Consider the following 22,964-nt stretch of genomic DNA (forward strand, 5'->3'; position numbering starts at 1 on the left):
CCCCCAGGGTAGTTCTCAACCGGGCCGGTCGCTATACTTTCGGGCTACATTTCAAGACAGCGTGGCTCCGTTCCAGGCTGCACGCACAAAGGTAGGGTTAATGACGGCAGACACCATTACCGCAGCGGACATTCGCATCAACGCACGCTGGCTGATTCCCATCGAGCCCGCCGATGTGGTTCTGGAACATCAGGCGGTTCTCGTCCAGGGTGACAGGATTGCCGCCATCGTATCGCAGGACGAAGCGGATGCCCGCTTCCGTGCCAAGGAAGTGATCGACCTTCCCAGCCATGTGGTGCTGCCCGGCCTCATCAATATGCACGGCCACGCCGCCATGTCACTGTTCCGTGGCTTGGCCGATGACCTACCCCTGATGACCTGGCTTAACGACCATATCTGGCCCGCCGAAGGCGCGTTTGTCAGCGAAGCATTCATTGCCGATGGCACCCAGCTTGCCATGGCGGAAATGCTGCGCACCGGCACCACCACGTTTTCCGATATGTACTTCTTTCCGGAAATCGTTGCCCAGCTTGCGCATGACGCCGGCATGCGCGCGCAGATCTGCTTTCCGCTGCTGGACTTCCCCACACCCTGGGGGAGCGGGCCGGATGAATACCTGTCCAAAGGCGAAGCGTTCATAAAACAGTGGCAGGACAACGCCTTCATCATGCCGGCCATTGGCCCCCATGCGCCCTACACCGTATCCGACGAGCCACTGAGAAAAGCCGTAGCGCTATCGGAGGCGACGGGTGCCCCGATCCAGATTCACCTGCATGAAACCGCCTTCGAAGTTGCGGACGCCATGGAAAAGTCCGGCAAGCGCCCTACTGCCCGCCTGGCGGAGCTGAAAGTACTCGGGACCAACACCCAGTGCGTGCACATGACGCAGATTGATGAGTCAGACATAGCGCTGCTCCAGGCGACCGGTGCCCACGTTATCCACTGCCCGGAATCCAACCTGAAACTGGCCAGCGGCCTGAGCCCGGTGCAAACATTCCGCAAGGCCGGCGTCAATGTCGCCATTGGCACGGATGGCGCGGCCAGTAACAATGACCTGGACCTGTTCGGCGAGCTTAACACCGCCGCCATGCTGGCCAAGGTGGTCGCAGACGACGCCTCGGCACTGTCCGCCCACGAGGCACTGGCTATGGCGACCATCCAGGGCGCCAGAGCTCTTGGGCGCGATCATGAGCTGGGATCGTTGGCCGCTGGCAAACTGGCGGACATTATCGCCGTGGATCTCGGCGACCCGTTCCTGCAGCCAGTGTATGATCCCGCCTCCCATCTGGTTTACAGCAACCATGGCCGCCAGGTAAGCCATAGCTGGATCAACGGCGTACCCCAGGTGCAGGAAGGCAAACTCACCCGCATTGACGTCCCGGACCTGATGCTACGCGTCCAGGGCTGGGCCGACCGTATTCGCGAACAGCAAACCAGTTGACGCTCACTCTCTCAGCGACCAGGCAGAACGGCACATGAGTAACCACAACGTAGACCAGAACGAAATCGCCAAGTTCGAGGCACTGGCCAGCCGCTGGTGGGACCCCACCAGCGAATTCCGGCCTCTGCACGACATCAACCCCCTGCGACTCAACTACATCGATGAACGCGCGCCCCTGGCCGGTAAGCGCGCGCTGGATGTCGGTTGCGGTGGTGGCCTGCTCTCCGAGGGCATGGCATTGCGTGGCGCCCATGTCACCGGCATTGATATGGGAGAAGCACCGCTATCCGTCGCCAGACTCCATGGTATGGAAAGCGGCATTGAGGTGGACTACCGTCAGATCACTGTGGAAGAGCTGGCGCAAGACCCGGAACACGCGGGCCAATACGATGTGGTGACTTGCCTGGAGATGCTTGAGCATGTACCCGACCCGGCGTCGGTGATCAGCGCCTGCGCCACCATGCTCAAACCGGGCGGGCATCTGTTCGTGTCTACCATCAACCGCAATCCAAAATCGTTCCTGTTCGCCATCGTCGGCGCGGAATATATGCTCCGCCTGTTGCCCAAGGGCACCCATGAGTGGCGCAAGTTTATCCGGCCGTCCGAGATGTCCGACCATCTCCGCCACGCTGGCCTGGACATCCGCGACCTGACCGGCATGACCTATAATCCGATTACCAAAGCCTACCGCCTGGGGCGGGATGTGGACGTGAACTACATGATGCACGCCATGGACACACGAGAGGACGGTACGCCGTCGTGAACGCCACACCCCCAGAGTCAGCCATGCCAGCAACCCCGTCGACCGTCCTGTTTGACCTGGACGGTACGTTGATCGATACCGCACCGGACTTTATTCGTTGCCTGAATGAGCTGCGACTCTCTCACGGTTTACCAGGCCTGCCCGCACCGCATATCCGGCGCTCTGTCTCCAACGGGGCCCGGGCCATGATCAAGATTGGCTTCGGGCTCGACCCGGACCATCCCGACTACCTGGAAAAACACACCGCGTTTCTCGACCTTTACGAGGCCGGCGTCGCCGTGGAAACCACTCTGTTCGAGGGCATGGACAACGTGCTGAAAAGCCTCGAAGCACGGGGTATCCCCTGGGGCATTGTCACCAACAAGCCGGTTCGCTTCGCCGTTCCGCTGGTGGAAGCCCTGGGACTTGCAAACCGCTGTGCAGCAGTGGTCTGCCCCGACCATGTCACCCACCGCAAGCCGCATCCAGAAGCTCTGTTTCTTGCCTGCAAGGAAGTGGGCGTCGAACCGACAACGGGCGTATACGTGGGCGACCATGAGCGCGATATCGAGGCCGGGCGCAACGCCGGGATGACAACCATTGCGGTTCGGTACGGTTATATCGAGCAGCCGGAAACCGTTGACCTGTGGCAAGCCGACCTTATTGCGGACACCGTCAGCGACCTGGCAAAACTGTTACAATAGCGCCGATGGCAGCACTATTTCAGCATTTCCCAAATGGAGACTCAGAATGCAGGACTATCAAGCACCGGCCGACCTACTGAAAGAACGCATCATCATGGTGACCGGTGCCGGCAGCGGGATAGGAAGGGCTGCAGCAAAGGCCTATGCGGCTCACGGCGCTACCGTCATTCTCGTCGGCCGCACCGTCTCCAAACTGGAATCCGTCTACGATGAGATCGAAGCGGCCGGTCATCCCAAACCAGCCATCGTACCGCTGAATTTTGAAGGCGCCGCGGTGAAGGAGTATGAAGAGCTGGCCATGACCATTGAAGACAACTTCGACCGGATCGACGGGCTTCTCCACAACGCAGCCATTCTGGGCACTCGCAGCCCGATCGAACTGTACGATCCGGAAATCTGGAACAAGGTCATGCATGTCAATGCCACCGCGCCTTTCCTGCTGAGCCGGGCAATGATTCCGTTACTGCGCAAATCCGACGATGCGTCGGTGATTTTCACCGCCTCCGGCGTCGGACGCCGGGCCAAACCCTACTGGGGCGCCTACGCCGTTTCCAAATTCGCCATCGAAGGCCTGAGCCAGATGCTGGCAGAGGAGCTGGATGACGACCGCCACAACGTCCGCGTGAACAGTCTTAACCCCGGCGCCACCCGTACCAATATGAGAGCCACCGCGTACCCGGCTGAGAACCCGGACCAGAATCCAGCACCGGAGGAATTGATGCCGGTGTATCTGTACCTGATGGGTAAGGACAGCCACGACGTGAATGGCCAACAAATAGACGCACAGCCGAAATAATGGAACTGATTTTCTACACCACGTCCCAATGCCACTTGTGCGAACTGGCGGAAGCCCTATTGGTCAGAACGCCCATGCCGGAGCCGGTGCCCGTGGACGCCGTGGACATTGCCCAGTCCGAAAAACTGGTTGAACGCTATGGCACCCGGATTCCGGTGTTGCGCCGTAACGATACCGGTGAAGAACTGGACTGGCCGTTCACCAGTGACCAGTTAATGAATTTTCTTCGATGAGGACAGCCCGACATGTTGATGGTGATATCCCCCGCCAAGACACTGGACTACGAGAGCCCGCTGGCGACCCAAAAGACAACCCAGCCGGACTTTCTCGAGGATGCCTGTGAACTGATAGACCAGCTTAAAGACCTGGAACCCCATGACATCAGTAACCTGATGGGGATCAGCGACAAGCTCGGCCAGCTCAATGCTGAACGCTTTCGCACCTGGCACACCCCCTTCACACCGGATAACGCCCGCCAGGCGGTGCTTGCCTCCAAGGGTGATGTATACACCGGCCTGGATGCGGAACGCTTCAGCGAGAAAGAATTCGAGATTGCCCAGAAGCGGCTGAGAATTCTGTCCGGCCTCTACGGTGTGCTCAAGCCGCTGGACCTGATGCAACCCTATCGTCTGGAGATGGGCACCAAGTTCGAGAACCGCCGGGGCAAGGATCTGTACGCATTCTGGGGCAGCAAGGTCACCGATGAGCTTAACCGCTTGTTGAAGGCTGATGATGGCGTGCTGGTAAACCTGGCCTCTAACGAATACTTCAAGAGCGTTCGCAAAAAGGACCTTGAAGGTCGCCTGGTTACACCGCAGTTCAAGGACTGGAAAAACGGCCAGTACAAGATGATCAGTTTTTACGCCAAAAAGGCCCGGGGCCTGATGTGTCGCTACGCCATCCAGAACAACATCACCCAGGCCAGTGACCTGAAAGGCTTTGACCTGGAAGGTTACCGGTTCAGCGAAGAGCAGTCCGATGCGGACAGCTGGGTATTCCTACGGGATAAGCCGTAAACCGTTCACTGAATCCGGAGACATTAATGAGTGAAGCCGTTTTTTCCCAGCTCGCCATGCTGGTCTTTCTCACAGGCCTGATCGTCTGGATGGGATTCATCGTGTGGGATCTGGCCAAAAAGTCCCAGGCCGGGCGGTTTGGCACCATCATTTTGTTCACCATACTCGGTGCTGGCGTGGTGGGGTTCATCATCAAGACCGTGATGGTGGAGATTATGAATCTCTAACTGCCCAAGATGAGGTTTTCAGCATTGTCACTTTACGGCCACGGACCCGTGGCCGTATCATCCCCACCCTTTTCAGACTCTCACCATCATCGAATAACCAACAAGGATCCGGACCATGTGGTTTCGTAATGCCCGCGTATTCCGTTTTACCAAGCCATTCGAAATAACCGCCGAAGCCCTGGAAGAAAAACTCCAGGAAGACGCCTTCAAACCCTGTGGTCCCCAGGAAACCTCACGCCAGGGCTGGGTATCGCCCATGGGTAAGCACAGCGATCTGCTGGTTCATAGCGCCGGCGGCTATCACCTGATTGCCCTGCGCAAGGAAGAGAAGCTGCTGCCCGCCTCCGTCATCAAGGAACTGGTGGACGAGAAGGCTGAAATGATTGAAGCGGAACAACACCGAAAGGTGCGACGCAAGGAAAAGGACGAACTGAAAGAAGAAGTGACGCTGGAAATGCTGCCCCGGGCATTTTCCAAGAACCGTCGCTGCTACGCCTATCTGGCACCGGCAGACGGTGTACTGGTTGTTGACGCGGGCTCCTCCAAACAGGCGGAAGATCTCGCCTCAACACTTCGCAAAAGCCTGGGTTCCCTGCCCGTTCGCCCGCCAGCCGTGGAGCAGGCACCCGCCTTCACCTTCACCGGCTGGTTGAACGAGTCCATTGATCTACCCGTGAGCATCGAGCTGGGCACCGAGTGCGAACTGAAAGACACATCCGAAGACGGTGGCGTGGTGCGCTGCAAAGGCCTGGATCTTCAGGGTGATGAAATCCGCAGTCATCTGGACGCCGGCATGCAGGTGACCAAGCTGTCTGTCACCTGGGACGACAACCTGTCATTCGTGCTGGACGAGGAACTGGGCATCCGTCGCCTGAAATTCGGCGACACCCTGCAGGAAAAGCTGGACGATGTGGATGCGGATGACGCCGCAGCACGCTTCGACGCCGCATTTTCACTGATGACCCTGGAGTTGGCCAGGCTGATTCCTGGCCTGCTGGAAGCCCTGGGCGGCGAAGACCGTTCCGCGATTGTGGAAGAAAGCTGAACCTGGATATTCAGTGGGACGTCTGTTCCAGGCGTTCCCGCTGCCAATCCTTCTCCGGCTCGTTCAGTACCAGCGTCAGGTCCATTACTTCCTCTTCCGTGTTGTAGTGGATCTCGAAGCCCAGATGCTCAGCCAGTTGCAGCATCGGACGATTGTCCGGTAACACATCACCCACCATCTCCACCGTGCCCTTGGCACGGCAATAGTCGATCATCTTCTGCATCAGGGCCACACCCAGTCCCTCGCCTTTCATCCTGTCGTGCACCATCACCGCGAACTCACAGCGCAGGTTGTCGGCATCGGTCCAGGTTCGCACCGTTCCCAGGGTCTCCTCCCCCTCGCCGTCCTCCCTTGGCGCATTGGCAATAAAGACCATTTCCCGGTCGTAGTCGATTTGCACCATTTGGGCCACGTCTTCACGGGAGAAGTGCTTGCGGTACTGGAAAAAACGGTAACGGATGGACTCCGGGGACTGGAGTTCATGAAACGCACGGTGCGCCGGTTCGTCTTCCGCCAGCACCGGGCGAATGATGACACGGCGCCCGGACTTCGGCAGCACGATCCACTCCTCCAGCTCCCTGGGGTACGGCTGGATAATCGGCCGCCCCGGCTTGTCCGCCAGGTCGATCGCCACGTTCACCGCAACCGTGCCCTGGTCGTTGAACAACAGCGGTGAGATCTCCAGCCCGCGAATCTCCGGAATATCGATCACAATCTGGGACAGAGTCACCAGGGTTTCCGAGACCGCGCGAATGTCCTCCTCGGGCTTCAGGCTGTGTTCTTTCAGCAACTTGTACATGTAGGTACGCCGCAATAGCTCCCTGGCCAGCACCATATTCAACGGCGGCAACGCAATCTGTCGATCCGTCATTACGTTGATATGCGCCCCCGAGGCGCCGCAGACTACCAGCGGCCCAAACAACTTGTCCCGGGTGATCCCCACACTGAACTCGATGCCACCGACGTGCTGGTAGGAACGTTGCACCGCAAAACCCAGAAAACCGCTGTCAGGGTAATGTTTCTGGTATTCGTCCATCAGGAAGCGACAGGAATCCATAATCGCCCCCTCACTGTTCAGTTTCTGAACCGTGCCCTTGTAACGGCGCTGTCCGGGGCTGAGTTCCACAAGCGGATGACAGGCCTGTTCATGGATCAGCGTGATGTCCACCGGACGACGCTCCACGGCGAAGACCTCCAGCACTTCCTCCATATCGTCGCAATACATGGTCTCGACGGCATTAATGCCGTAATTCCGGATCACGTCGCGGGCTTCCTGGTTGGACAGGTGCGCCCGACCGGAGCGAATGGCATTCACGACGATACGCCGTGTTTGGGTATGGTCGGCCAGGTGGTCGGTAAAGGACTCCGGCGTTTCGGTCAGCAACCGTTGCACGCGCTGGTGTCGCACGTGCTGCATGAACGCCATAACGGCCTTCTCAGGGTTGAAGAACGACGGTAAGCCCGCCCGATAAAACTCATCGCGGGCATCCAGCACCGTACTTTGCCCCAACCAGCAGGTGAAGACGTTCAAGCGCGTGCCCTTGGTAGCCTGAACCACCGCATCGGCAATCCGCAGGCTGTCCTCGGTCAGGCTGGGCGCGTACATCACGAGAACGTTGGCCACTTCCGGGTCTTTGGCAAGAATCTTGATTGCTTTGGCGTAGAGCTCCGGTGAGGCGGCGTAACCGAGGTCGATAGGATTCTTTCGGGTCCAGTACGGTGGCAGCAGTTCCGCCAGTGAATCGATCGACTTGCCCGACAACTTTGCCAGTTCACCACCCAGATACGCCAACCGGTCTACCGCCAGTACCCCAGGGCCAACGCCGTTGGCCATAATGGCCAGTGTTTCCCGCCGCAGGGGACGCATTCGTGTCAGCGTTTCCAGCGCATCAAACATCTGCCCCAACCCATCCACTCGCAGCACACCGGCACGCTGCAACATGGCATCGTATATGGGGTCACTCTGGGTCAGCCCTGCGGGCAGCTCGTGGGGAAACCATTCCGATTCCGGCACACGGCCGCTTTTCACGGCAATCACCGGCTTGGTGCGGGAAGCCACACGTACGGCGGACATGAAGCGGCGTGGATTGGGAATATTCTCAATGTGCAGCAATATTGCTCGGGTCTGGCTGTCCTGGGCCAGATAATCAATCAGGTCGTCGTGATCGATATCCATCCCATCGCCCAGTGTCAGGAAGTAAGAGAAACCCACACCCCGGGCGAACGCCCAGTCGATTACCGAACTGGCGATGGTTCCGGACTGGCCCACGAACGCCACCTTACCGGGAATGGCGCCCATGTGGGCGTAGGTGGCGTTCAGGCTGCGGGCTGGCACCATCAGCCCAATGGTATTGGGACCAAGCACGCGTATGCCGGTCTCCCGCGCAGCATCGCGAACCGAATACATTAATGGCTGACCGGTTTTACTGTGGCTCCTGGACATGCCACCTGTCATCACAATAGCCGTGCGGACGCCTGCCTCGCCCAGTCGCTTGATCATCTTCGGCACGGTATCCGGAGGGGTACAGATAATCGCCAGATCGGGGCTAAACCCCATGCGGGATACTTTCTTGACGCAGGGTACGCCGTGGACGTTGTCGTAATCGTTCTGGTTGACCACCATCAACTGGCCGGGATAACCACCACCGAGTAGGTTCCGCAGAACCATGCCACCGAGGTTGTCTGCCCGTTCCGAGGCGCCGATCACCACAATAGAAGACGGGTTGAAAAGGCTTTCCAGATAACGGGTGCTCAAGTTTCACTCCTTGATTCGAGTCGACCGGGCGTGTGTACACCTTATCTTAGGCGCTTGCCTGACGATGTAAAACGGCTATCTCCGCCATAAGACCAAAGAAACGCAGAAAGCCCGGTCTATCCCTGATAATATCGGACAAAATACAAGCACAACCAGAGTGTTCGGGACCAGTATGACAACGGGATTCTTCTCTCACGACGACTGCATGAAACACAATATGGGGGCGGAGCACCCTGAGTGCCCCGAGCGACTGGCAGCCATCACCAGTTACCTGGCCGACACCGGCCTGGGGCAAGATCTCGACTGGGTGCGACCTGACGAAGCCACCCGGGACCAGTTGCAGACCGTGCACCCCGAACGCTATCTGAACCAACTTGATCTGATGCAGCCCACCAGGGGACGGGTGTATACCGACCCCGATACCGCCATGATGCCGGACACCCTGAGAGCCGCCCGACTTGCCGCTGGCGCCAGCATTGAAGCGGTCGATATGGTGCTCAGCAGCCAGCTCACCAACGCGTTTGTGTGCGCCAGGCCACCCGGGCACCATGCCGAACGCAGTAAATCCATGGGCTTCTGCTTCTACAACAACATCGCGCTGGCCGCCATGCGGGCGTTGAACTTTCACCAGTTGGAGCGGGTAGCGATTATTGATTTTGACGTACACCAGGGCAACGGCACGGTGGATATCGTGGGCGGTGATGAACGCATCCTGATGTGTTCCAGTTTCCAGCATCCGTTCTACCCACATTCCCACGTGCATCGCCAGGCGGAAAACATCATCAATACGCCCATCCAGGCAGGCACTCCGGCAGACGACTACCGGAAGATCGTGGAAGCAGCGTGGCTGAAACGGCTGCAGGACTTCCGCCCGCAACTGGTGCTAGTCTCCGCCGGCTTTGACGGCCACCGACTGGACCCGATGGCGGAGCTGAACCTGGAAGTAGAGGATTACCGCTGGTTGACGGAAATGATCACCAGCGTGGCCAGCGACCATGCCAACGACCGTATTGTCTCAACCCTGGAGGGTGGCTATCATTTGAGGGCGCTGGCCGAGAGTGTCAACGCTCACCTTGAGGTGCTCAACGCCATCCACTGAGATTGCCGCGCGCAATGTCAGGTATTTGGCGTTGCGGCCTCGTAGCCATTGGCTTGCTGCAGGTCCGGCCGTTCGCCTTCCCGCTGAAGGCGAATTGTGGTGCGCCGGTTGTCTGCCGCGCGGCGTGATACCGGGTATTGGTCCGCATGGGCCCTGGTGGTCACGAGATCAGCATCAATGCCCTGCCCGATCAGGTAATCCGCCACCGCATTGGCCCGCTCTTCGGACAACGCGCGATTGTCGATACGGCTACCGCTGCTGTCGGTATGCCCATCCACGAACACCCTTTCCACCGTGGAATCTGCCTGGATGTACATCACAATGTTGTCGAGAAACCGACGGTCAGCTTCAGACAGGCTGGTGCTGCCTGACGCAAAGGAAATGCGGGACCGCTTGATCTGATCGTAGTTGACCGGCAACAGGCCGGCGGTGCAGCTTCGATAACCAGAGAACTGGCCCGCAAAGTTAATGTTGGACACTTTCACCCGAACCAGGCTGCCGTCGTACCAGGACTCACGCGTAACCGTTGGGTCCATCCCCTCCAGCAGGCTCTGGACAAGCACCATGGCGAGGCGTGACTCGAGCATCAGCGGCCGACGACTGTCGTCCACGTTAACCCGACCAAGGGGACGGGGGGCGGTTCCCGGGCGCCATGACGGCGCTTCCATCACCAACTGAGCCTGACCAGGACGCATGAGCGGCGTTTCCGACTCCAGAAAGAAGGACAGCGACTCACCCGCCTTGTGGCGGAATACGGCACGGCCGTAGCCCGGAACCTGATGCACTAAAGTACACTCGAATACGGACTCCGACAGGTACCACTGGCTGTTCTCGATACCCGCGCCAAAGGTGGCGGCCTGCACCGCAACAGAGCCTGCCGTCAGTGCACCAATCGCACTGGAAACCACTGCACCACGCAGGAAGGCGGAAATTCGTGCCATACCATCCATCCGTCAGAAAAGATTCACTACCCTCGTAACGGCCGAAGTCAGTCTTTCTTTAGGACGCCCGCCAAAACAATCGCTGTCGGCTTCTGATATAATTTCGCCAGATTTTTTCTTTCAGGGGTTCACGTTTGACGGGCCCCAGCAGATCCCGGAACCGTAAATGACCGAACAACTGATCATCACCCGTCCTGACGACTGGCACCTCCACGTGCGGGACGGCGACATTCTCAAGGACGTCGTACCCGCCACCGCCCGTTGCTTTGGCCGCGCCATCATCATGCCAAACCTGGCGCCACCGGTGACGGAAGCCGAACAGGCCATGGCTTACCGTAGCAGGATACTGGCCGCAGCCGGCGACACCGGGTTCGACCCGCTGATGACGCTGTACCTCACAGAAACCACTACGCCTGCGCAAATCAGGGATGCCAAGGCTGCGGGCGTGATTGCCGCCAAACTGTACCCGGCTGGCGCCACCACCAACTCCGCATCCGGTGTGACCGACATCCGCAACATTTATCCGGTACTGGAGGCCATGAGTGACTGCGGCATGCTGTTGCTGGTCCACGGCGAAGTCACCGACGCAGAGATCGACATCTTCGACCGGGAAAAGATCTTCCTCAAGCGCGTACTGGCGCCGACCATGGAGGCGTTTCCGGATTTGCGGGTGGTTCTGGAGCACATCACCACCGCCGATTCAGCCGAATTCGTGCGTGACCATGACGGTGACAATCTGGGTGCCACCATCACGCCGCAACATCTGATGTACAACCGCAACCACATGCTGGTCGGCGGCATTCGCCCTCACCTGTATTGTCTGCCCATCCTCAAACGCAACCGGCACCAACAGGCGTTAAGGGATGCAGTGGTCAGCGGAGACCGCCGCTTCTTCCTGGGAACGGATTCTGCGCCGCACTCGAAAGACAAGAAAGAAACCGCCTGTGGCTGCGCCGGCTGCTATTCAGCGTTCAGCGCCATGCCCCTGTATGCGGAGATTTTCGAAGACCTGGGTGTGCTGGACAAACTGGAGGCCTTTGCCAGCTTTAATGGCGCCGATTTCTATGGCCTGCCCAGAAACAGCGATACCATCACGCTAGTGAAAGAATCCTGGGAGATGCCCGACGAACTGCCCCTGGCTGACGGTACCATCGTGCCTTTGAAGGCCGGCGAAAGCCTGAGATGGCGGCTTGTCTGAACATCAGCCGACCAACCGTTCCCTGTTAATCGTTCCTTATCAATCATTTGTGTACCAGGCCGGCAACCCTGGCCAGAGACTCCAGGAGTTTAAGTGACTGAAGAACATAAAGAACCGCATCCCATGTCCCGCCGCTTCCGTGGTTTCCTGCCGGTTGTGGTGGATGTGGAAACCGGCGGCTTCAATCCTGAGAAGGACGCCCTGCTGGAGATCGCTGCGGTCATACTGACAATGGATGAGGACGGCTGGTTGAAGCGGGCTGAAACCCACGTTCAGCAGATCGACCCCTTCGAGGGCGCCAACCTGGAGCAGTCTGCGCTGGACTTCACCGGTATCGACCCGTGGAACCCGGAGCGGGAAGCCGTTCCGGAACGAGAAGGCATGAGCGAGATTTTCGGGCCCATCCGCAAGGCGGTCAAAGCCCACGATTGCAAACGAGCCGTGCTCGTTGGCCACAACGCAACCTTCGACCACAACTTTGTGTTCGCCGCTGCCCTGCGTTCAGACATCCGCCGCAACCCGTTTCATCCGTTTTCCACCTTCGACACGGCAACGCTAGCTGGCCTGGCCTACGGCCATACCGTACTGGCGCAAGCCTGCAAGCTGGCGGGCATTCCGTTCAGCAACAAGGAAGCGCACTCGGCCGCCTATGACGCAGAGAAAACCGCAGATCTGTTCTGTGGCATCGTCAACCGCTGGCGCGAAATCGGTGGCTTCCCACCGCCGCCCATACCGGACGACACAGAAGAGGCACCTTGATAGACAGCCACAAAAAACCCCGCGCGAAGCGGGGTTTTTTTGATCTCCAAGGGCAATACTACCAGTAAATACCCCGCATGATCGCCGCAAAGGCCACCTGCTCGGAGGACACCTTCGGCTTCTCGCCGGAACGGCTGCCGGCAGCGGCCGGAGAGTCCGGGAACATGCGGTAACCCGTGTTCATCACGATCTCGCCCATCTTCGGCGCCAGCGCCTGCATGACCTGGGCAAAAATGCCCAGACGCGTGGCGATGCGCTTGGGACGGTACACGATGGCGTCTGCCACCATTTCCGCCGCTTCGTCCGGTGTCAGCGTGGGCACCGAGTCGTAGATTTTGGTGGGCGCGATCATCGGCGTTTTCACCAACGGCATGTTGATGGTGGTGAAGGTCACGTTGCGATCCGACCACTCCGCCGCCGCACAACGGCTGAAGGTATCCAGCGCTGACTTGGACGCGACATAGGCCGAGAAACGGGGCGCGTTGGTCAACACACCGATGGATGAGATATTGACCACGTGCCCGCGACGACGCTCCAACATAGCCGGAGCAAAACCCATGATCAGGCGAACGGAGCCGAAGTAGTTCAGCTGCATGGTACGCTCGAAATCGTGGAAACGGTCGAACGAGAGCGCCAGTGAGCGACGGATGGAACGGCCTGCGTTATTGACCAATACGTCCACATGGCCGTGATTGTCCAGCACCGTTTTCACGAACCGGTCGCAGTCATCCATGTCGGCAAAGTCACATTGGTAGGCATGAACGTTGCCGCCTCGGGCTTCCAGTTCAGCAGCCACCTCCATCAGGCGTTCTTTCTTGCGCGCGCCAATCACCAGGATAGCGCCGGCATCCGCCAGTTTTTCGGCTGTCGCCAGACCGATACCGGAGGTACCACCGGTGATCACACAGACCTTTCCTTCCACGGTGCCACGTAGGGTGCGGTCCTTGAACAGGTCAGGGTCCAGGTTACGCTCCCAGAAGTCCCACAGAACCGCTGCATAGCTTTCCAGGCGCGGCACGACGATACCGGTGTCCTTGAGGACTCTTTCTGTCTCACGGGCGTCAAACCGTGTGGGATAATTGATAAACGACAACACCGAAGGCGGAATGCCCATGTCGTCCAGCAATGCGGTAGTCAGACGCTTAACGGGCGGCAGATTCTTCAGGCTCTGGCGGATAAACGGCGGCACAAACCCGAACATGCGCGAGTCGATCCGCATCGCCATACGGGGAGCATGACCGGCTTCGGAGAAAATATTGAGAATCTCGCCCACTTTGTACGGATCGGAATCCACCAGATGGAAGCAGTTACCGTCCTCCCCTTTCAGGTGCGCGATGTGGTCCATGGCGTTCACCACGAAATCCACCGGCACGATGTTCAGGCGCCCGCCCTCGATGCCGATCGTCGGCACCCACTGGGGCAGTGCGTGGCGGATTTTCTGGATCATCTTGAAGAAGTAATAGGGCCCGTCGACCTTGTCCATCTCACCGGTCTTTGAGTGACCAACCACCATACCAGGGCGGTAAATCCGGAACGGAACGGTGCAACTCTCGCGAACCACCTTTTCAGATTCGTGCTTGGTCAGCAGGTAGGGATGGTCGAGCTTTTCCGCCTCCTCGAACATATCCTCGCGGAAGGTGCCCTTGAACAGGCCAGCCGCCGCGATGGAGGAAACATGATGGAAGCAACCGGCTTCCATAGCGGCTGCCGCATTGACGGCACTGTGGGTGCCCTCGATGTTCGTGGCCTGCTGGGACTTTTCGTCCGCCCCCATGTCATACACCGCAGCAAGGTGGAAGAAATGATCAACGTTACCCTTGAGCGATTTCATCGTCTTGGCATCGATGCCCAGGTTCGGGCTGGTAAGGTCGCCGATCACTGCTTTCACCCTGGACTCATCCGCGCCCCAGCGCTCCCTCAACGTGTCCAGTTTTTCCTGTGATTGCTCGCGCACCAGAACATGCACTGTGCCACCGCGAGCCAGCAGTTTTTCAACGAGAAAACGGCCGATAAATCCGGTGCCACCCGTCAGAAAGTAATTCATTGATAGTCCACCCTGCTTGTTGCTCAGTTGTTGTCTTTTTCCTTTGTTGTCATCGAGAGTATTAGACCAAAGTCTTATACCGCCGATGCACGCCGGCATTGTACTTAATTGCAACACTCATGTATCGATTTTTTTTAGAGTATTTACTCTGTAAGTTCTTGTTTTAATTAGAGCGTTTACTCTAGTTCATGCATGCAATACACGCCGGAACCTGTTCGGTTAACCGACACGCTGAAATTGAGACTAGCACAAGGTGGGCAGGCTGCCCGCAAATCCTTACCATTACCGGAAGGAAATGAAACCTGACGGTGGCGGTGACATAATCGGAACCTTCAACGGCAGTTTCTGTCTCTATACTCTTTACACACTTTCTACATTTCCCACACTTCGGAATCCGGAACATGCACAAAGACGATCCCAACGCTGAACGCTACATTGCCATTGCACGTGCCTGTCTGAAGGCCATCAACGACACAGCCGCCGACGCCGGCACCCGGGAACAGAAAATCCAGGCGGTGTATCAGGCCATTGATCACGCCTTTCAGGCCGAATTTGCGGATTATCGCCAGTCCGTTGCGGTGATGGGGACAGTTCTTGAGCGCATCGCCTCTGGCCAACTCGATGCCGATGCAGCCGCCAGCCTGGCGAAGAAAACCCTGGATCAACAACCGGAAAGTACCCGTAACGCCCTGATTCATTAACGTTTCAACGTAAAGAGAGACTGTATGCACCCTGGCATCCATGGATTTGCCCAAGGTTTCCTTGGCCTGAAGCAAGGATTTCTCCTGGCGCTGGTACTGGCCTTCAGTTCGGTTGCCCTGGCGAGCCAGTCGCCCGTAAAAAGCCCGAACGACGACAACCTGTACCGTTATGTGCAGTTGGACAACCAACTGCGGGTGCTTCTGATTTCCGCGCCGGGCTCCGACAAAGCCGCAGCATCCATGAACGTTGCCGTCGGCAGTGGCGATGACCCCGCCAACCGCGAAGGCCTCTCTCACTTCCTTGAACACATGTTGTTCCTGGGCACGGAAAAATACCCTGACCCTGGCGAGTACCAGAAGTTCATCAAAAGCCATGGTGGCAGTCACAACGCATTCACCGCATTCCAGGACACCAACTACTTCTTCGACGTACAGGCCGAGCATCTGAAGGAAGCCCTGGATCGCTTCGCCGAGCAATTTTCAGCGCCACTGTTCACGCCAGAACTGGTGGATCGCGAACGCCGCGCCGTGCACTCGGAGTACAGCTCGAAACAGAAAGACGACAGCCGTCGCTTCTACTCCGTTAAAAAGGCCGTCAGCAATCCCGACCACGCGTTCCATCAGTTTGCCGTCGGTAACCTGACTACCCTGGAAAACACCGAAGAGCGCCCCCTGCGCCCGGACCTGATCGACTTCTGGAAAGCCCATTACTCGTCCAACCTGATGACGCTTGCCGTCTACGGCCCGCAATCGCTGGATCAGCTCGAGGCCATGGTACGAGGCCGCTTCGACCGCATCGAAAACCGCAACCTGAACGCGAAGGTCCACGACGAGCCACTGTTCAGCCCAGGCACCCTGCCCGCCCGCGTGCATGCGGATGCGCTGAAGGATATCCGCAACCTGACGCTCACCTTCCCCATCCCGTCTCAGGAAGACCACTACCGCGACAAGCCGGCCAACTACGTTGCCAGCCTGCTTGGCCACGAAGGCCCGGGCAGCCTGTTTGACGTGCTGAAGAAGGCTGGCCTGGTGGAAAGCCTGTCCGCAGGTAGCGGCATGGATACCGGCCAGGAAGCCACCCTGGAACTGAACATGGCGCTGACCCCGGAGGGCCTTGATAATCAGGAAACCATTCTGGAACTGACCTTTGCCTACATCGACAAGGTGCGCGAGGAAGGCATTTCCCGCTCTCGTTTCGAAGAAATGAAACAACTGGCACAGATCGATTTCCGTTTCCGTGAGAAGAGCCAGCCAGTGCAGGAAGTGATGCATCTGTCGCGACAGATGCGGCATGTGGCGCCAGAGGACGTACTCCAGGCGCCATGGATGATGGAAAGCTATGCACCCGATAAATACCGGAACATTCTGAACCGGCTTACTCCGGATAACGTGCTGGTGTCCGTCCTGGAAACAGAACCGAACCTTGAAGACCCCAACCTGACCCAGTGGTACGACGCCGCCTGGAAACTGAAGCCCCTCGCCATCCGGGACATTCGGCAACGGGACGACAACCCCATGGTGTCCAGGCTGGCCCTGCCGCTCGACAACCCTTTTATTCCCGAAGAACTCGACATGATCGACGGCGCAACCATGGAGCAGCCCGTTTCCATGGGGACCGTCAGTGGCATGGAGGTCTGGTACGCCCGGGACACCCGGTTCGAGACGCCGAAGGCCAATGTGTACCTAAGCCTGCGAACCCCGGCGACACGGGCATCCGCTCGCAGCAATGTGCTGTCGTCGCTGTTGGTGGATGCCATCAACACCAACGTGAACGCATGGGCCTATCCCGCCCAGCTGGCGGGACTCGACTACAGCATCTACCCCCACCTTCGGGGCATAACCGTCCGCGTCGGCGGTTACAGTGACAAACTCCACACCCTGATGGCCCGCATCCTGACCCAGGTAGCGGACCCCACACTCACCGAGCAACGCTTCCGCATTGCCCGGCAAAACATGATCGATGGACTGCTAAACAAGGCCAAGGAACGGCCTGTGCAGCAGACCTCTGAACGCATTCAGAGCCTGCTGATCGAGGGCGCCTGGAGTACAGAAGAGAAGCTTAAGGCCGCCCGGGAAGTCACGCTGGATGAACTCAAATCCTTCGCCGAGGCGTTCCTGGCCCAGGTCGACCCGGTGATGCTGGCACACGGCAATATGACACAAGCGTCCGCCCTTAACCTCACCAATCGTATCCATGCCATGGTGCTGGACGACAGTGAGCTGACAACGGTCGAGCGCAGCCGCGTTCGGGCCTTACCGGAAGGTGAAACCCTGTTACCGCTGGAGGTAGACCATCCGGACACCGGCTATACCCTCTATGTACAGGGCGATAACACCGGCTTTGAGGAACGCGCCGTATTCCGCCTGCTGGGGCAGATTATCAGCAGCCCGTTCTATGAAGAGCTCCGCACCAATCGCCAGCTTGGCTATATCGTTTACGCTACCCCGTTCGAAATGCTGGAAACCCCGGCGCTGGGCTTCGTGGTGCAATCCCCGGAAGCCAGTGGCGACCAGATCGACCAAGCGGTGCGGGAATTTTCCAAGGCTTTCAAGGACACGTTATCCAACCTCTCGGAGCAGGACCTGGCGCGAGAGAAACAGGCTGTCATCAGCCAACTGATGGAACAGGATCGGCAACTTGGTGAGATTTCGGAGCGTTACTGGCGTGAAATCGACCGCGGCGCGACCGACTTCAAATCAAGGGAGAAACTGGCCAAGGCGATACAACGCGTGAGCCGGGAAGCCCTGGTTAATACTTTGCAAAAGCAGGTCATTGACCGTAAACAGGCACTGCAGGTGTTCACTACAGCCGAGGCAAAAAACAACGCCAGCGCGGTTGAGCTGTTGCTGCAACGCAGCGCTGTTCCCGACGCCTGATCAGCTCTCAACCTGAGGACTGGCCCGTGAACCGGTGCCAGTCTTCGGGTTCATCCACGTCCCATCGTTGCGGAAGCAACCTGAATGACAAACCCGCTTGCGTAAGGCGGTCACAGGTTTGCGACAACGCCTTTTCCGTTCCCCAGGCCACGTCGGCCAGCATGCCCGGGAGGACCCGGCGAGCACCGATGAGTACATAGCCGCCGTCCTCCGACGGCCCCAGTACCACGTCCACCTCGTCCAGCGCAGCCACGGCTGTTCGCACGTAGTCCGCATCCACGGAGGGGCAATCACTGCCCACAATCATCGCCTTGCCAAAGCCACGCAACCCTGCGTCCAGTGCCTGTGACATGCGTTCCCCAAGGATGTCGCCCTCCTGTACAGCCTGAGCAACGCCGTGAACGTCAAGCCGTTCCAGTACAGGAGCAGCACCCGTGGGCGCATTCTCCAGCGCCCGGTCCCACAGGAACTGGACGGTATAACCACTGGCCACCAGATTATCGAGCACGGCCAGACTGAGCCTGACGTGTGCCGCCATAGCGCCCTCGGCGCCCAGTGCCGGCATCAGACGGGTTTTCACCCTGCCCGCCTCCGGCCACTTGGAAAACTGCATAACCAGCACTGAAGCATCAGGATTGACGGGCATTACGAACATCCGACCGGTAGAGGGTAACAAGGGTTTCCGGCGAGTCGCCGCGCCAATAGCGCCAGCGCAATCGCCACATCAGCAGGATGGTACGCCAGGCACCTTGCTGTTCCCAGCGCCGGCTATCCGTGACCACGGGATCGGTAATACGGAAAGGTCGTGACACCAGTCTCAGACGAGACGATAGTTCCACATCCTCCATCAACGGCATCTCTTCAAAGCCACGCAAGGCCTCGAACACCGGCCGACGCACGAACAGAGCCTGGTCGCCAGTAGCGATACCCGTCAGCCAGGAGCGTTGATTCATGAACCAGGCGATCACCCGGTACAGCACTCTCTTGCCGCTGAGACGCACATCAAACCGCCCCCATGCCTTACGGCTTGCATTAAATTGCTCCAGTGCCGCCAGCGCAGAATCCGGTAAACGGGTATCAGCGTGCAGGAACAGAAGGACATCGCCACGGGCTGCTTGTGCGCCGGCGTTCATTTGCGGCGCCCTTCCACGGCCACACTGGATGACACGGTCACAATGACCCTGCGCCAGCCTGGCTGTTCCATCATCACTGCCACCGTCCACCACAATGACTTCATGGCCCGCCGCTCTGAGCGGCTGCAGATGATCCAGGGTGTCGCGAATGGTGGCGGCTTCCTGCCAAACAGGCACAATAACGCTTAAACGCAACGGCTGGGGCGGTGTCTTGGAAGTGTGCTGTGCTGGTGTCTTCAATGCGCCTGGTATCCCCTGTGCCCGATCAAACCGGTAGCTGCCTCGCCTCAATAAACTGTTTCAACGCTACCGCATTATTATGATCTGTATCCTTGGCTGCAAATACCAGCGTGATTCGTTCGTGCTTATCAACGTAGGATGCCAGAGTGCACAGGTCCGCACGATCGGACGATGCCAGTTCCTGCAGGTACTTTTCACGAAACCCGTCCCATCGGGCCGGGTCATGGCCAAACCACTTACGCAATTCAGTGGATGGGGCCAAATCCTTCAACCACTCGGCCAGACTGGCCTTTTCCTTGGCAACGCCTCTCGGCCACACCCGGTCAACCAACAGCCTCGGACCATCAGAACGGGCCGGTTCATCATAGGCACGCTTCAACCGAATTTCTGTCATAGCGATCTCCTTCTATTCCGGAAGTATTCCCGCAAGCCCTTGAGACACATCACTCAGCCCGCTATCATACCCGCCTTCTGACGATCAGCCCCCGTAGCTCATCTGGATAGAGCGTCCCCCTCCTAAGGGGAAGGTAGCAGGTTCGAGTCCTGCCGGGGGTACCATGCCAGCAATAAAATCATATGGTTAGAGATCTGCCTCTGGGACTTTGCTGATTCCGGTGTGCAATGACGCAATGAGAGGGCACGCGATGTCCCCTTTTTGCTCATGACATCGAGCGACCATATCGCTCAGAACACTCTCAATCCTCACCAGCTTTTTGATCTTTCCACGCACAGACTGCAGTTTGTGCTCGGCCAGGACACTGGCTTCCTGGCAGTGGGCACCATCTTCCAGCCGAAGCAGGTCGATAATCTCATCGAGACTGAAGCCCAGGTTCTGCGCCGATTTCACGAACGTCAATCGATCGATATCGGCAGAACCATAGCGTCTGATCCCACCGGGAGGACGCTGGGGTTCCGACAACAGGCCCCGCCGCTGGTAATAGCGAATGGTCTCGACATGGACACCGGCCGCCTTGGCCAGCCCACCGATGGTCAGTGGATTTACTTTATTCACCATGCGGGCTTACTCCGTAGTTGACTACGGCATCAGTTTACGTCATCAAACAAGGTCACTAATAGAGCATTTGCCCATGCTATCCAAGGGTTGCCTTGCCTTATCCCGCGCAGCAGGATAGTTGCTTGACATCCTTGGTAAACGTTTGAGCGCACAGCTTCAAACCTTCTACCATCGTCAGGTACGGGAACAGCTCATCGGCAATCTCGTTGACAGTCATGCGCGCACGAAGCGCCATCACCGCGGTCTGGATCAGTTCGCCGGCCTCACCCGCCACGGACTGCACACCCAGTAACCGCCCGCTTTCACGTTCCGCGACCATTTTAATGAAGCCTCCGGTATCAAAGTTGACCAGGGCCCGTGGCACGTTGTCGAGGGTCAGGGTACGGCTGTCGGTGACGTAGCCACTTGCCTCGGCGTCGGCCTCGGATAAACCGACGGTCGCAATCTGTGGCTCGGTAAAGACCACCTCCGGCATGGCACTGAGATCGAGCCGTGCATCACCACCGGTCATATTGACTGCTGCTCGACTGCCACCCGCGGCGGCGACATAGACAAACTGCGGCTGGTCGGTGCAGTCCCCAGCAGCATAGATGTCGGGCACGGTGGTACGCAGACCGTCATCAACTAAAATCGCCCCGCGGGCAGTCTCGACGCCGATAGCCTCCAGGTTCAGTCTGTCTGTATTCGGTGTGCGTCCCACGGCCACCAGCAGCCGATCGGCGCGCAGCTCTCCCACGTTTGTGGCGAGCACGAACTCCTCATTGGTATAGCGGATCTGGCTCGCCTGCGTGTCATTCAGAACCTTGATACCCTCGGCCTGGAACGCGGTTTCAATGGCCTCGCCAACAGCCGGGTCCTCACGGGAAAACAGCCGGCTACGCGCCAGGATGGTCACCTCGCTGCCCAGCCGGGCAAACGCCTGTGCCAGCTCCACTGCCACGACGGACGCCCCGATGACAACCAGCCGTTCCGGAATGGTGTCGCTGGCCAGTGCCGTGGTGGACGTCCAGTACGGCGTATCGGACAGGCCCGGAACCGGAGGAATGGTTGGCCGCGCGCCGGTACCAATGAACGCTCTGTCAAAGCATACTTCGCTTTCCGTGCCGTCAGCTCCGGTAACCTGCAATGTATTGGCATCGATAAACCGAGCCTCACCCTGCAGGACAGTGATCGCCGGATTGTCTTCGAGAATCCCCTCATACTTCGCGTGACGAAGCTCATCGACCCGGGCCTGTTGCTGGGCCAGCAACCGGGGCCGGTGAATAGAAGGCTCGACTGCGGCAATGCCCTCGTCGAACGGACTGGCGCGACGCATGTGGGCCACGTGAGCGGCGCGGATCATGATCTTCGAGGGCACGCAGCCGACATTGACGCAGGTGCCACCGATGGTGCCACGCTCGATCAGCGTGACCCGGGCTCCACGTTCCGCTGATTTCAAGGCGGCGGCCATGGCAGCGCCGCCACTGCCAATCACGGTAATGTGCAGATCGTTATCACTCATAAACACTACTCCTGTTTCGCCCCGGACTGTTTCAGTGTGGACGGGTAGCCCGCGTTGGTCGTGGCTTGAGTTATTGCGTCGACAGAGGTTTTGTCGTCGTCGAAAGTAACCGTCGCATCACGCTCCTCATAACGGACCTGCACAGAACTCACCCCATCGACCCTCTTGAGAGCGGCTTTGACGGTGATCGGGCAAGCCGAACAAGTCATTCCGGGAACCGACAAGGTCACCGTCTTTTGCGCCGCCAAGGCAGGCATGCTGAACAGCGTAAACAGTACGGCAGTGATCAGGGACTTTCTCATAGTGCATTGCCTCTCAGTAAAATAGCGGTAAGACGAAAGGGAACGCCAACGCGGTCAGTATGAGCAGCGCGACGATCCAGAAAGTGATCTTGTAAGCGGAGCGCACTTGCGGTACTGCGCAGACCTCGCCCGGCTGGCAATCCTGTGCAGGCCGGTATATCCGACGCCAGGCAAAGACCATCGCCACCAGAGCAGCACCAATGAACCACGGCCGGTAGGGCTCCAGAGCGGCAAGGTTGCCAATCCAGGCGCCGGAAATACCAAGGGTGATCAGAACCAGGGGGCCAAGACAGCAAGCCGATGCGAGCACTGCTGCGACCCCACCTGCGATTAATGACCCGCGACCGGTTCTGGACTCTGATTTCAACTCTGACATTACGACGGTTCCTTTCATGACTTTGCTGGCTATCTTCAAAATACTTCCGTAG

23 protein-coding genes and 1 tRNA gene are annotated in these 22,964 nt (G+C 58.5%); 14 read left to right on the forward strand and 10 right to left on the reverse strand.

The annotated features are described in order from the left end of the window. Positions 1–100 precede the first annotated feature (100 nt). The 8 genes from AXW11_RS19990 (at position 101) to rdgC (ending at position 5,971) form a co-directional block, all read left to right on the forward strand. Positions 101–1,441: a TRZ/ATZ family hydrolase gene (locus AXW11_RS19990; protein WP_036206461.1), complete on the forward strand. Its 1,341-nt coding sequence runs from the start codon at positions 101–103 to the stop codon at positions 1,439–1,441. Between the two features lie 34 nt (positions 1,442–1,475). Next, complete coding sequence (ubiG, locus tag AXW11_RS19995; RefSeq protein ID WP_041334640.1) at positions 1,476–2,204, forward strand: bifunctional 2-polyprenyl-6-hydroxyphenol methylase/3-demethylubiquinol 3-O-methyltransferase UbiG; 729 nt, start codon at positions 1,476–1,478, stop codon at positions 2,202–2,204. A gap of 23 nt (positions 2,205–2,227) precedes the next feature. Next, positions 2,228–2,887, forward strand: a complete 660-nt coding sequence (locus AXW11_RS20000) for an HAD-IA family hydrolase (RefSeq protein WP_041334637.1) — start codon at positions 2,228–2,230, stop codon at positions 2,885–2,887. 46 nt (positions 2,888–2,933) lie between these two features. Further along, a complete protein-coding gene (locus tag AXW11_RS20005) occupies positions 2,934–3,683 on the forward strand; it encodes a YciK family oxidoreductase (RefSeq protein WP_036206452.1) in 750 nt (249 codons plus the stop codon). Beyond that, positions 3,683–3,916 (forward strand): glutaredoxin family protein, encoded by a 234-nt coding sequence (locus tag AXW11_RS20010; protein WP_007151668.1) that lies wholly within the window; start codon positions 3,683–3,685, stop codon positions 3,914–3,916. Before AXW11_RS20005 ends, AXW11_RS20010 begins: the two co-directional genes overlap by 1 nt. A gap of 12 nt (positions 3,917–3,928) precedes the next feature. Then, positions 3,929–4,699, forward strand: a complete 771-nt coding sequence (gene yaaA, locus AXW11_RS20015; RefSeq protein ID WP_091642354.1) for a peroxide stress protein YaaA — start codon at positions 3,929–3,931, stop codon at positions 4,697–4,699. 26 nt (positions 4,700–4,725) lie between these two features. Continuing rightward, positions 4,726–4,926: a DUF2788 domain-containing protein gene (locus tag AXW11_RS20020; RefSeq protein WP_036206443.1), complete on the forward strand. Its 201-nt coding sequence runs from the start codon at positions 4,726–4,728 to the stop codon at positions 4,924–4,926. Positions 4,927–5,041: 115 nt separating this feature from the next. Then, positions 5,042–5,971, forward strand: a complete 930-nt coding sequence (gene rdgC / locus AXW11_RS20025; RefSeq protein WP_075194581.1) for a recombination-associated protein RdgC — start codon at positions 5,042–5,044, stop codon at positions 5,969–5,971. Positions 5,972–5,981: 10 nt separating this feature from the next. Here the strand turns inward: rdgC and AXW11_RS20030 are convergent, their stop codons facing one another. Further along, positions 5,982–8,726, reverse strand: coding sequence for a bifunctional acetate--CoA ligase family protein/GNAT family N-acetyltransferase (locus AXW11_RS20030; RefSeq protein ID WP_036206438.1), 2,745 nt, complete (start codon positions 8,724–8,726; stop codon positions 5,982–5,984). 172 nt (positions 8,727–8,898) lie between these two features. On the opposite strand from AXW11_RS20030, the gene AXW11_RS20035 reads away from it, so the two are divergent. Then, complete coding sequence (locus AXW11_RS20035) at positions 8,899–9,825, forward strand: histone deacetylase family protein (RefSeq protein ID WP_091642357.1); 927 nt, start codon at positions 8,899–8,901, stop codon at positions 9,823–9,825. A 17-nt stretch (positions 9,826–9,842) separates the two neighbouring features. Here AXW11_RS20035 and AXW11_RS20040 read toward each other — a convergent pair whose 3' ends face one another. Then, entirely contained in the window at positions 9,843–10,766 is a 924-nt protein-coding gene (locus AXW11_RS20040; RefSeq protein ID WP_075194579.1) for a flagellar protein MotY, read from the reverse strand. A gap of 166 nt (positions 10,767–10,932) precedes the next feature. Between AXW11_RS20040 and pyrC the strand changes: the two genes are divergently transcribed. Both pyrC and rnt read left to right on the forward strand, forming a co-directional pair. Next, positions 10,933–11,964: a dihydroorotase gene (gene pyrC, locus AXW11_RS20045; RefSeq protein WP_075194578.1), complete on the forward strand. Its 1,032-nt coding sequence runs from the start codon at positions 10,933–10,935 to the stop codon at positions 11,962–11,964. A 123-nt stretch (positions 11,965–12,087) separates the two neighbouring features. After that, on the forward strand, positions 12,088–12,723 hold the full coding sequence (rnt, locus tag AXW11_RS20050; RefSeq protein WP_036206941.1) for a ribonuclease T: 636 nt from the start codon (positions 12,088–12,090) through the stop codon (positions 12,721–12,723). A gap of 58 nt (positions 12,724–12,781) precedes the next feature. Here the strand turns inward: rnt and AXW11_RS20055 are convergent, their stop codons facing one another. After that, entirely contained in the window at positions 12,782–14,767 is a 1,986-nt protein-coding gene (locus AXW11_RS20055) for an SDR family oxidoreductase (RefSeq protein ID WP_075194576.1), read from the reverse strand. A 401-nt stretch (positions 14,768–15,168) separates the two neighbouring features. Here AXW11_RS20055 and AXW11_RS20060 point away from each other — a divergent pair, with 401 nt between their 5' ends. After that, the gene (locus AXW11_RS20060) at positions 15,169–15,468 is read left to right on the forward strand and encodes a hypothetical protein (RefSeq protein ID WP_007151678.1); all 300 of its coding nucleotides are present in this window, start codon (positions 15,169–15,171) and stop codon (positions 15,466–15,468) included. Positions 15,469–15,492: 24 nt separating this feature from the next. Further along, positions 15,493–18,345, forward strand: coding sequence for an insulinase family protein (locus AXW11_RS20065; RefSeq protein ID WP_075194575.1), 2,853 nt, complete (start codon positions 15,493–15,495; stop codon positions 18,343–18,345). Positions 18,346–18,352: 7 nt separating this feature from the next. Here AXW11_RS20065 and AXW11_RS20070 read toward each other — a convergent pair whose 3' ends face one another. From AXW11_RS20070 to AXW11_RS20080, 3 genes are read right to left on the reverse strand one after another with little or no spacing between them, the layout of a single operon-like run. Next, positions 18,353–18,991, reverse strand: a complete 639-nt coding sequence (locus AXW11_RS20070) for a TIGR04282 family arsenosugar biosynthesis glycosyltransferase (RefSeq protein ID WP_075194574.1) — start codon at positions 18,989–18,991, stop codon at positions 18,353–18,355. Then, positions 18,975–19,718, reverse strand: a complete 744-nt coding sequence (locus AXW11_RS20075) for a TIGR04283 family arsenosugar biosynthesis glycosyltransferase (protein WP_227664155.1) — start codon at positions 19,716–19,718, stop codon at positions 18,975–18,977. The genes AXW11_RS20070 and AXW11_RS20075 overlap by 17 nt, the downstream gene beginning before the upstream one ends. 25 nt (positions 19,719–19,743) lie before the next feature. Next, positions 19,744–20,112 (reverse strand): DUF488 domain-containing protein, encoded by a 369-nt coding sequence (locus AXW11_RS20080; RefSeq protein ID WP_075194573.1) that lies wholly within the window; start codon positions 20,110–20,112, stop codon positions 19,744–19,746. 87 nt (positions 20,113–20,199) lie between these two features. Here AXW11_RS20080 and AXW11_RS20085 point away from each other — a divergent pair. After that, a tRNA-Arg gene (locus AXW11_RS20085) sits at positions 20,200–20,276 on the forward strand. 22 nt (positions 20,277–20,298) lie between these two features. Here AXW11_RS20085 and merR read toward each other — a convergent pair. The 4 genes from merR to merT form a co-directional block, all read right to left on the reverse strand. Then, complete coding sequence (gene merR, locus AXW11_RS20090; RefSeq protein ID WP_036206363.1) at positions 20,299–20,733, reverse strand: mercury resistance transcriptional regulator MerR; 435 nt, start codon at positions 20,731–20,733, stop codon at positions 20,299–20,301. Positions 20,734–20,830: 97 nt separating this feature from the next. Further along, positions 20,831–22,234, reverse strand: coding sequence for a mercury(II) reductase (gene merA, locus AXW11_RS20095; RefSeq protein ID WP_041334612.1), 1,404 nt, complete (start codon positions 22,232–22,234; stop codon positions 20,831–20,833). Positions 22,235–22,239: 5 nt separating this feature from the next. After that, entirely contained in the window at positions 22,240–22,536 is a 297-nt protein-coding gene (merP, locus tag AXW11_RS20100) for a mercury resistance system periplasmic binding protein MerP (protein ID WP_041334609.1), read from the reverse strand. Between the two features lie 13 nt (positions 22,537–22,549). Next, complete coding sequence (gene merT, locus AXW11_RS20105) at positions 22,550–22,912, reverse strand: mercuric ion transporter MerT (RefSeq protein WP_041334606.1); 363 nt, start codon at positions 22,910–22,912, stop codon at positions 22,550–22,552. Positions 22,913–22,964 lie beyond the last annotated feature (52 nt).

The organism is Marinobacter sp. Hex_13, assembly GCF_001566815.1.
Classification (GTDB): Bacteria; Pseudomonadota; Gammaproteobacteria; order Pseudomonadales; family Oleiphilaceae; genus Marinobacter; species Marinobacter salarius.

Excerpts from the sequence above, each read along its gene's own strand:
- yaaA (WP_091642354.1), top strand. The coding sequence starts at position 3,929 with ATGTTGATGGTGATATCCCCCGCCAAGACACTGGACTACGAGAGCCCG.
- AXW11_RS20060 (WP_007151678.1), top strand. The coding sequence starts at position 15,169 with ATGCACAAAGACGATCCCAACGCTGAACGCTACATTGCCATTGCACGT.
- pyrC (WP_075194578.1), top strand. The coding sequence starts at position 10,933 with ATGACCGAACAACTGATCATCACCCGTCCTGACGACTGGCACCTCCAC.
- AXW11_RS20020 (WP_036206443.1), top strand. The coding sequence starts at position 4,726 with ATGAGTGAAGCCGTTTTTTCCCAGCTCGCCATGCTGGTCTTTCTCACA.
- AXW11_RS20065 (WP_075194575.1), top strand. The coding sequence starts at position 15,493 with ATGCACCCTGGCATCCATGGATTTGCCCAAGGTTTCCTTGGCCTGAAG.
- AXW11_RS20080 (WP_075194573.1), bottom strand. The coding sequence starts at position 20,112 with ATGACAGAAATTCGGTTGAAGCGTGCCTATGATGAACCGGCCCGTTCT.
- AXW11_RS20040 (WP_075194579.1), bottom strand. The coding sequence starts at position 10,766 with ATGGCACGAATTTCCGCCTTCCTGCGTGGTGCAGTGGTTTCCAGTGCG.
- AXW11_RS20055 (WP_075194576.1), bottom strand. The coding sequence starts at position 14,767 with ATGAATTACTTTCTGACGGGTGGCACCGGATTTATCGGCCGTTTTCTC.
- merR (WP_036206363.1), bottom strand. The coding sequence starts at position 20,733 with ATGGTGAATAAAGTAAATCCACTGACCATCGGTGGGCTGGCCAAGGCG.
- rdgC (WP_075194581.1), top strand. The coding sequence starts at position 5,042 with ATGTGGTTTCGTAATGCCCGCGTATTCCGTTTTACCAAGCCATTCGAA.
- merT (WP_041334606.1), bottom strand. The coding sequence starts at position 22,912 with ATGTCAGAGTTGAAATCAGAGTCCAGAACCGGTCGCGGGTCATTAATC.
- merP (WP_041334609.1), bottom strand. The coding sequence starts at position 22,536 with ATGAGAAAGTCCCTGATCACTGCCGTACTGTTTACGCTGTTCAGCATG.
- AXW11_RS19990 (WP_036206461.1), top strand. The coding sequence starts at position 101 with ATGACGGCAGACACCATTACCGCAGCGGACATTCGCATCAACGCACGC.
- AXW11_RS20005 (WP_036206452.1), top strand. The coding sequence starts at position 2,934 with ATGCAGGACTATCAAGCACCGGCCGACCTACTGAAAGAACGCATCATC.
- AXW11_RS20035 (WP_091642357.1), top strand. The coding sequence starts at position 8,899 with ATGACAACGGGATTCTTCTCTCACGACGACTGCATGAAACACAATATG.
- AXW11_RS20070 (WP_075194574.1), bottom strand. The coding sequence starts at position 18,991 with ATGCCCGTCAATCCTGATGCTTCAGTGCTGGTTATGCAGTTTTCCAAG.
- rnt (WP_036206941.1), top strand. The coding sequence starts at position 12,088 with ATGTCCCGCCGCTTCCGTGGTTTCCTGCCGGTTGTGGTGGATGTGGAA.
- AXW11_RS20000 (WP_041334637.1), top strand. The coding sequence starts at position 2,228 with ATGCCAGCAACCCCGTCGACCGTCCTGTTTGACCTGGACGGTACGTTG.
- ubiG (WP_041334640.1), top strand. The coding sequence starts at position 1,476 with ATGAGTAACCACAACGTAGACCAGAACGAAATCGCCAAGTTCGAGGCA.
- AXW11_RS20010 (WP_007151668.1), top strand. The coding sequence starts at position 3,683 with ATGGAACTGATTTTCTACACCACGTCCCAATGCCACTTGTGCGAACTG.
- merA (WP_041334612.1), bottom strand. The coding sequence starts at position 22,234 with ATGAGTGATAACGATCTGCACATTACCGTGATTGGCAGTGGCGGCGCT.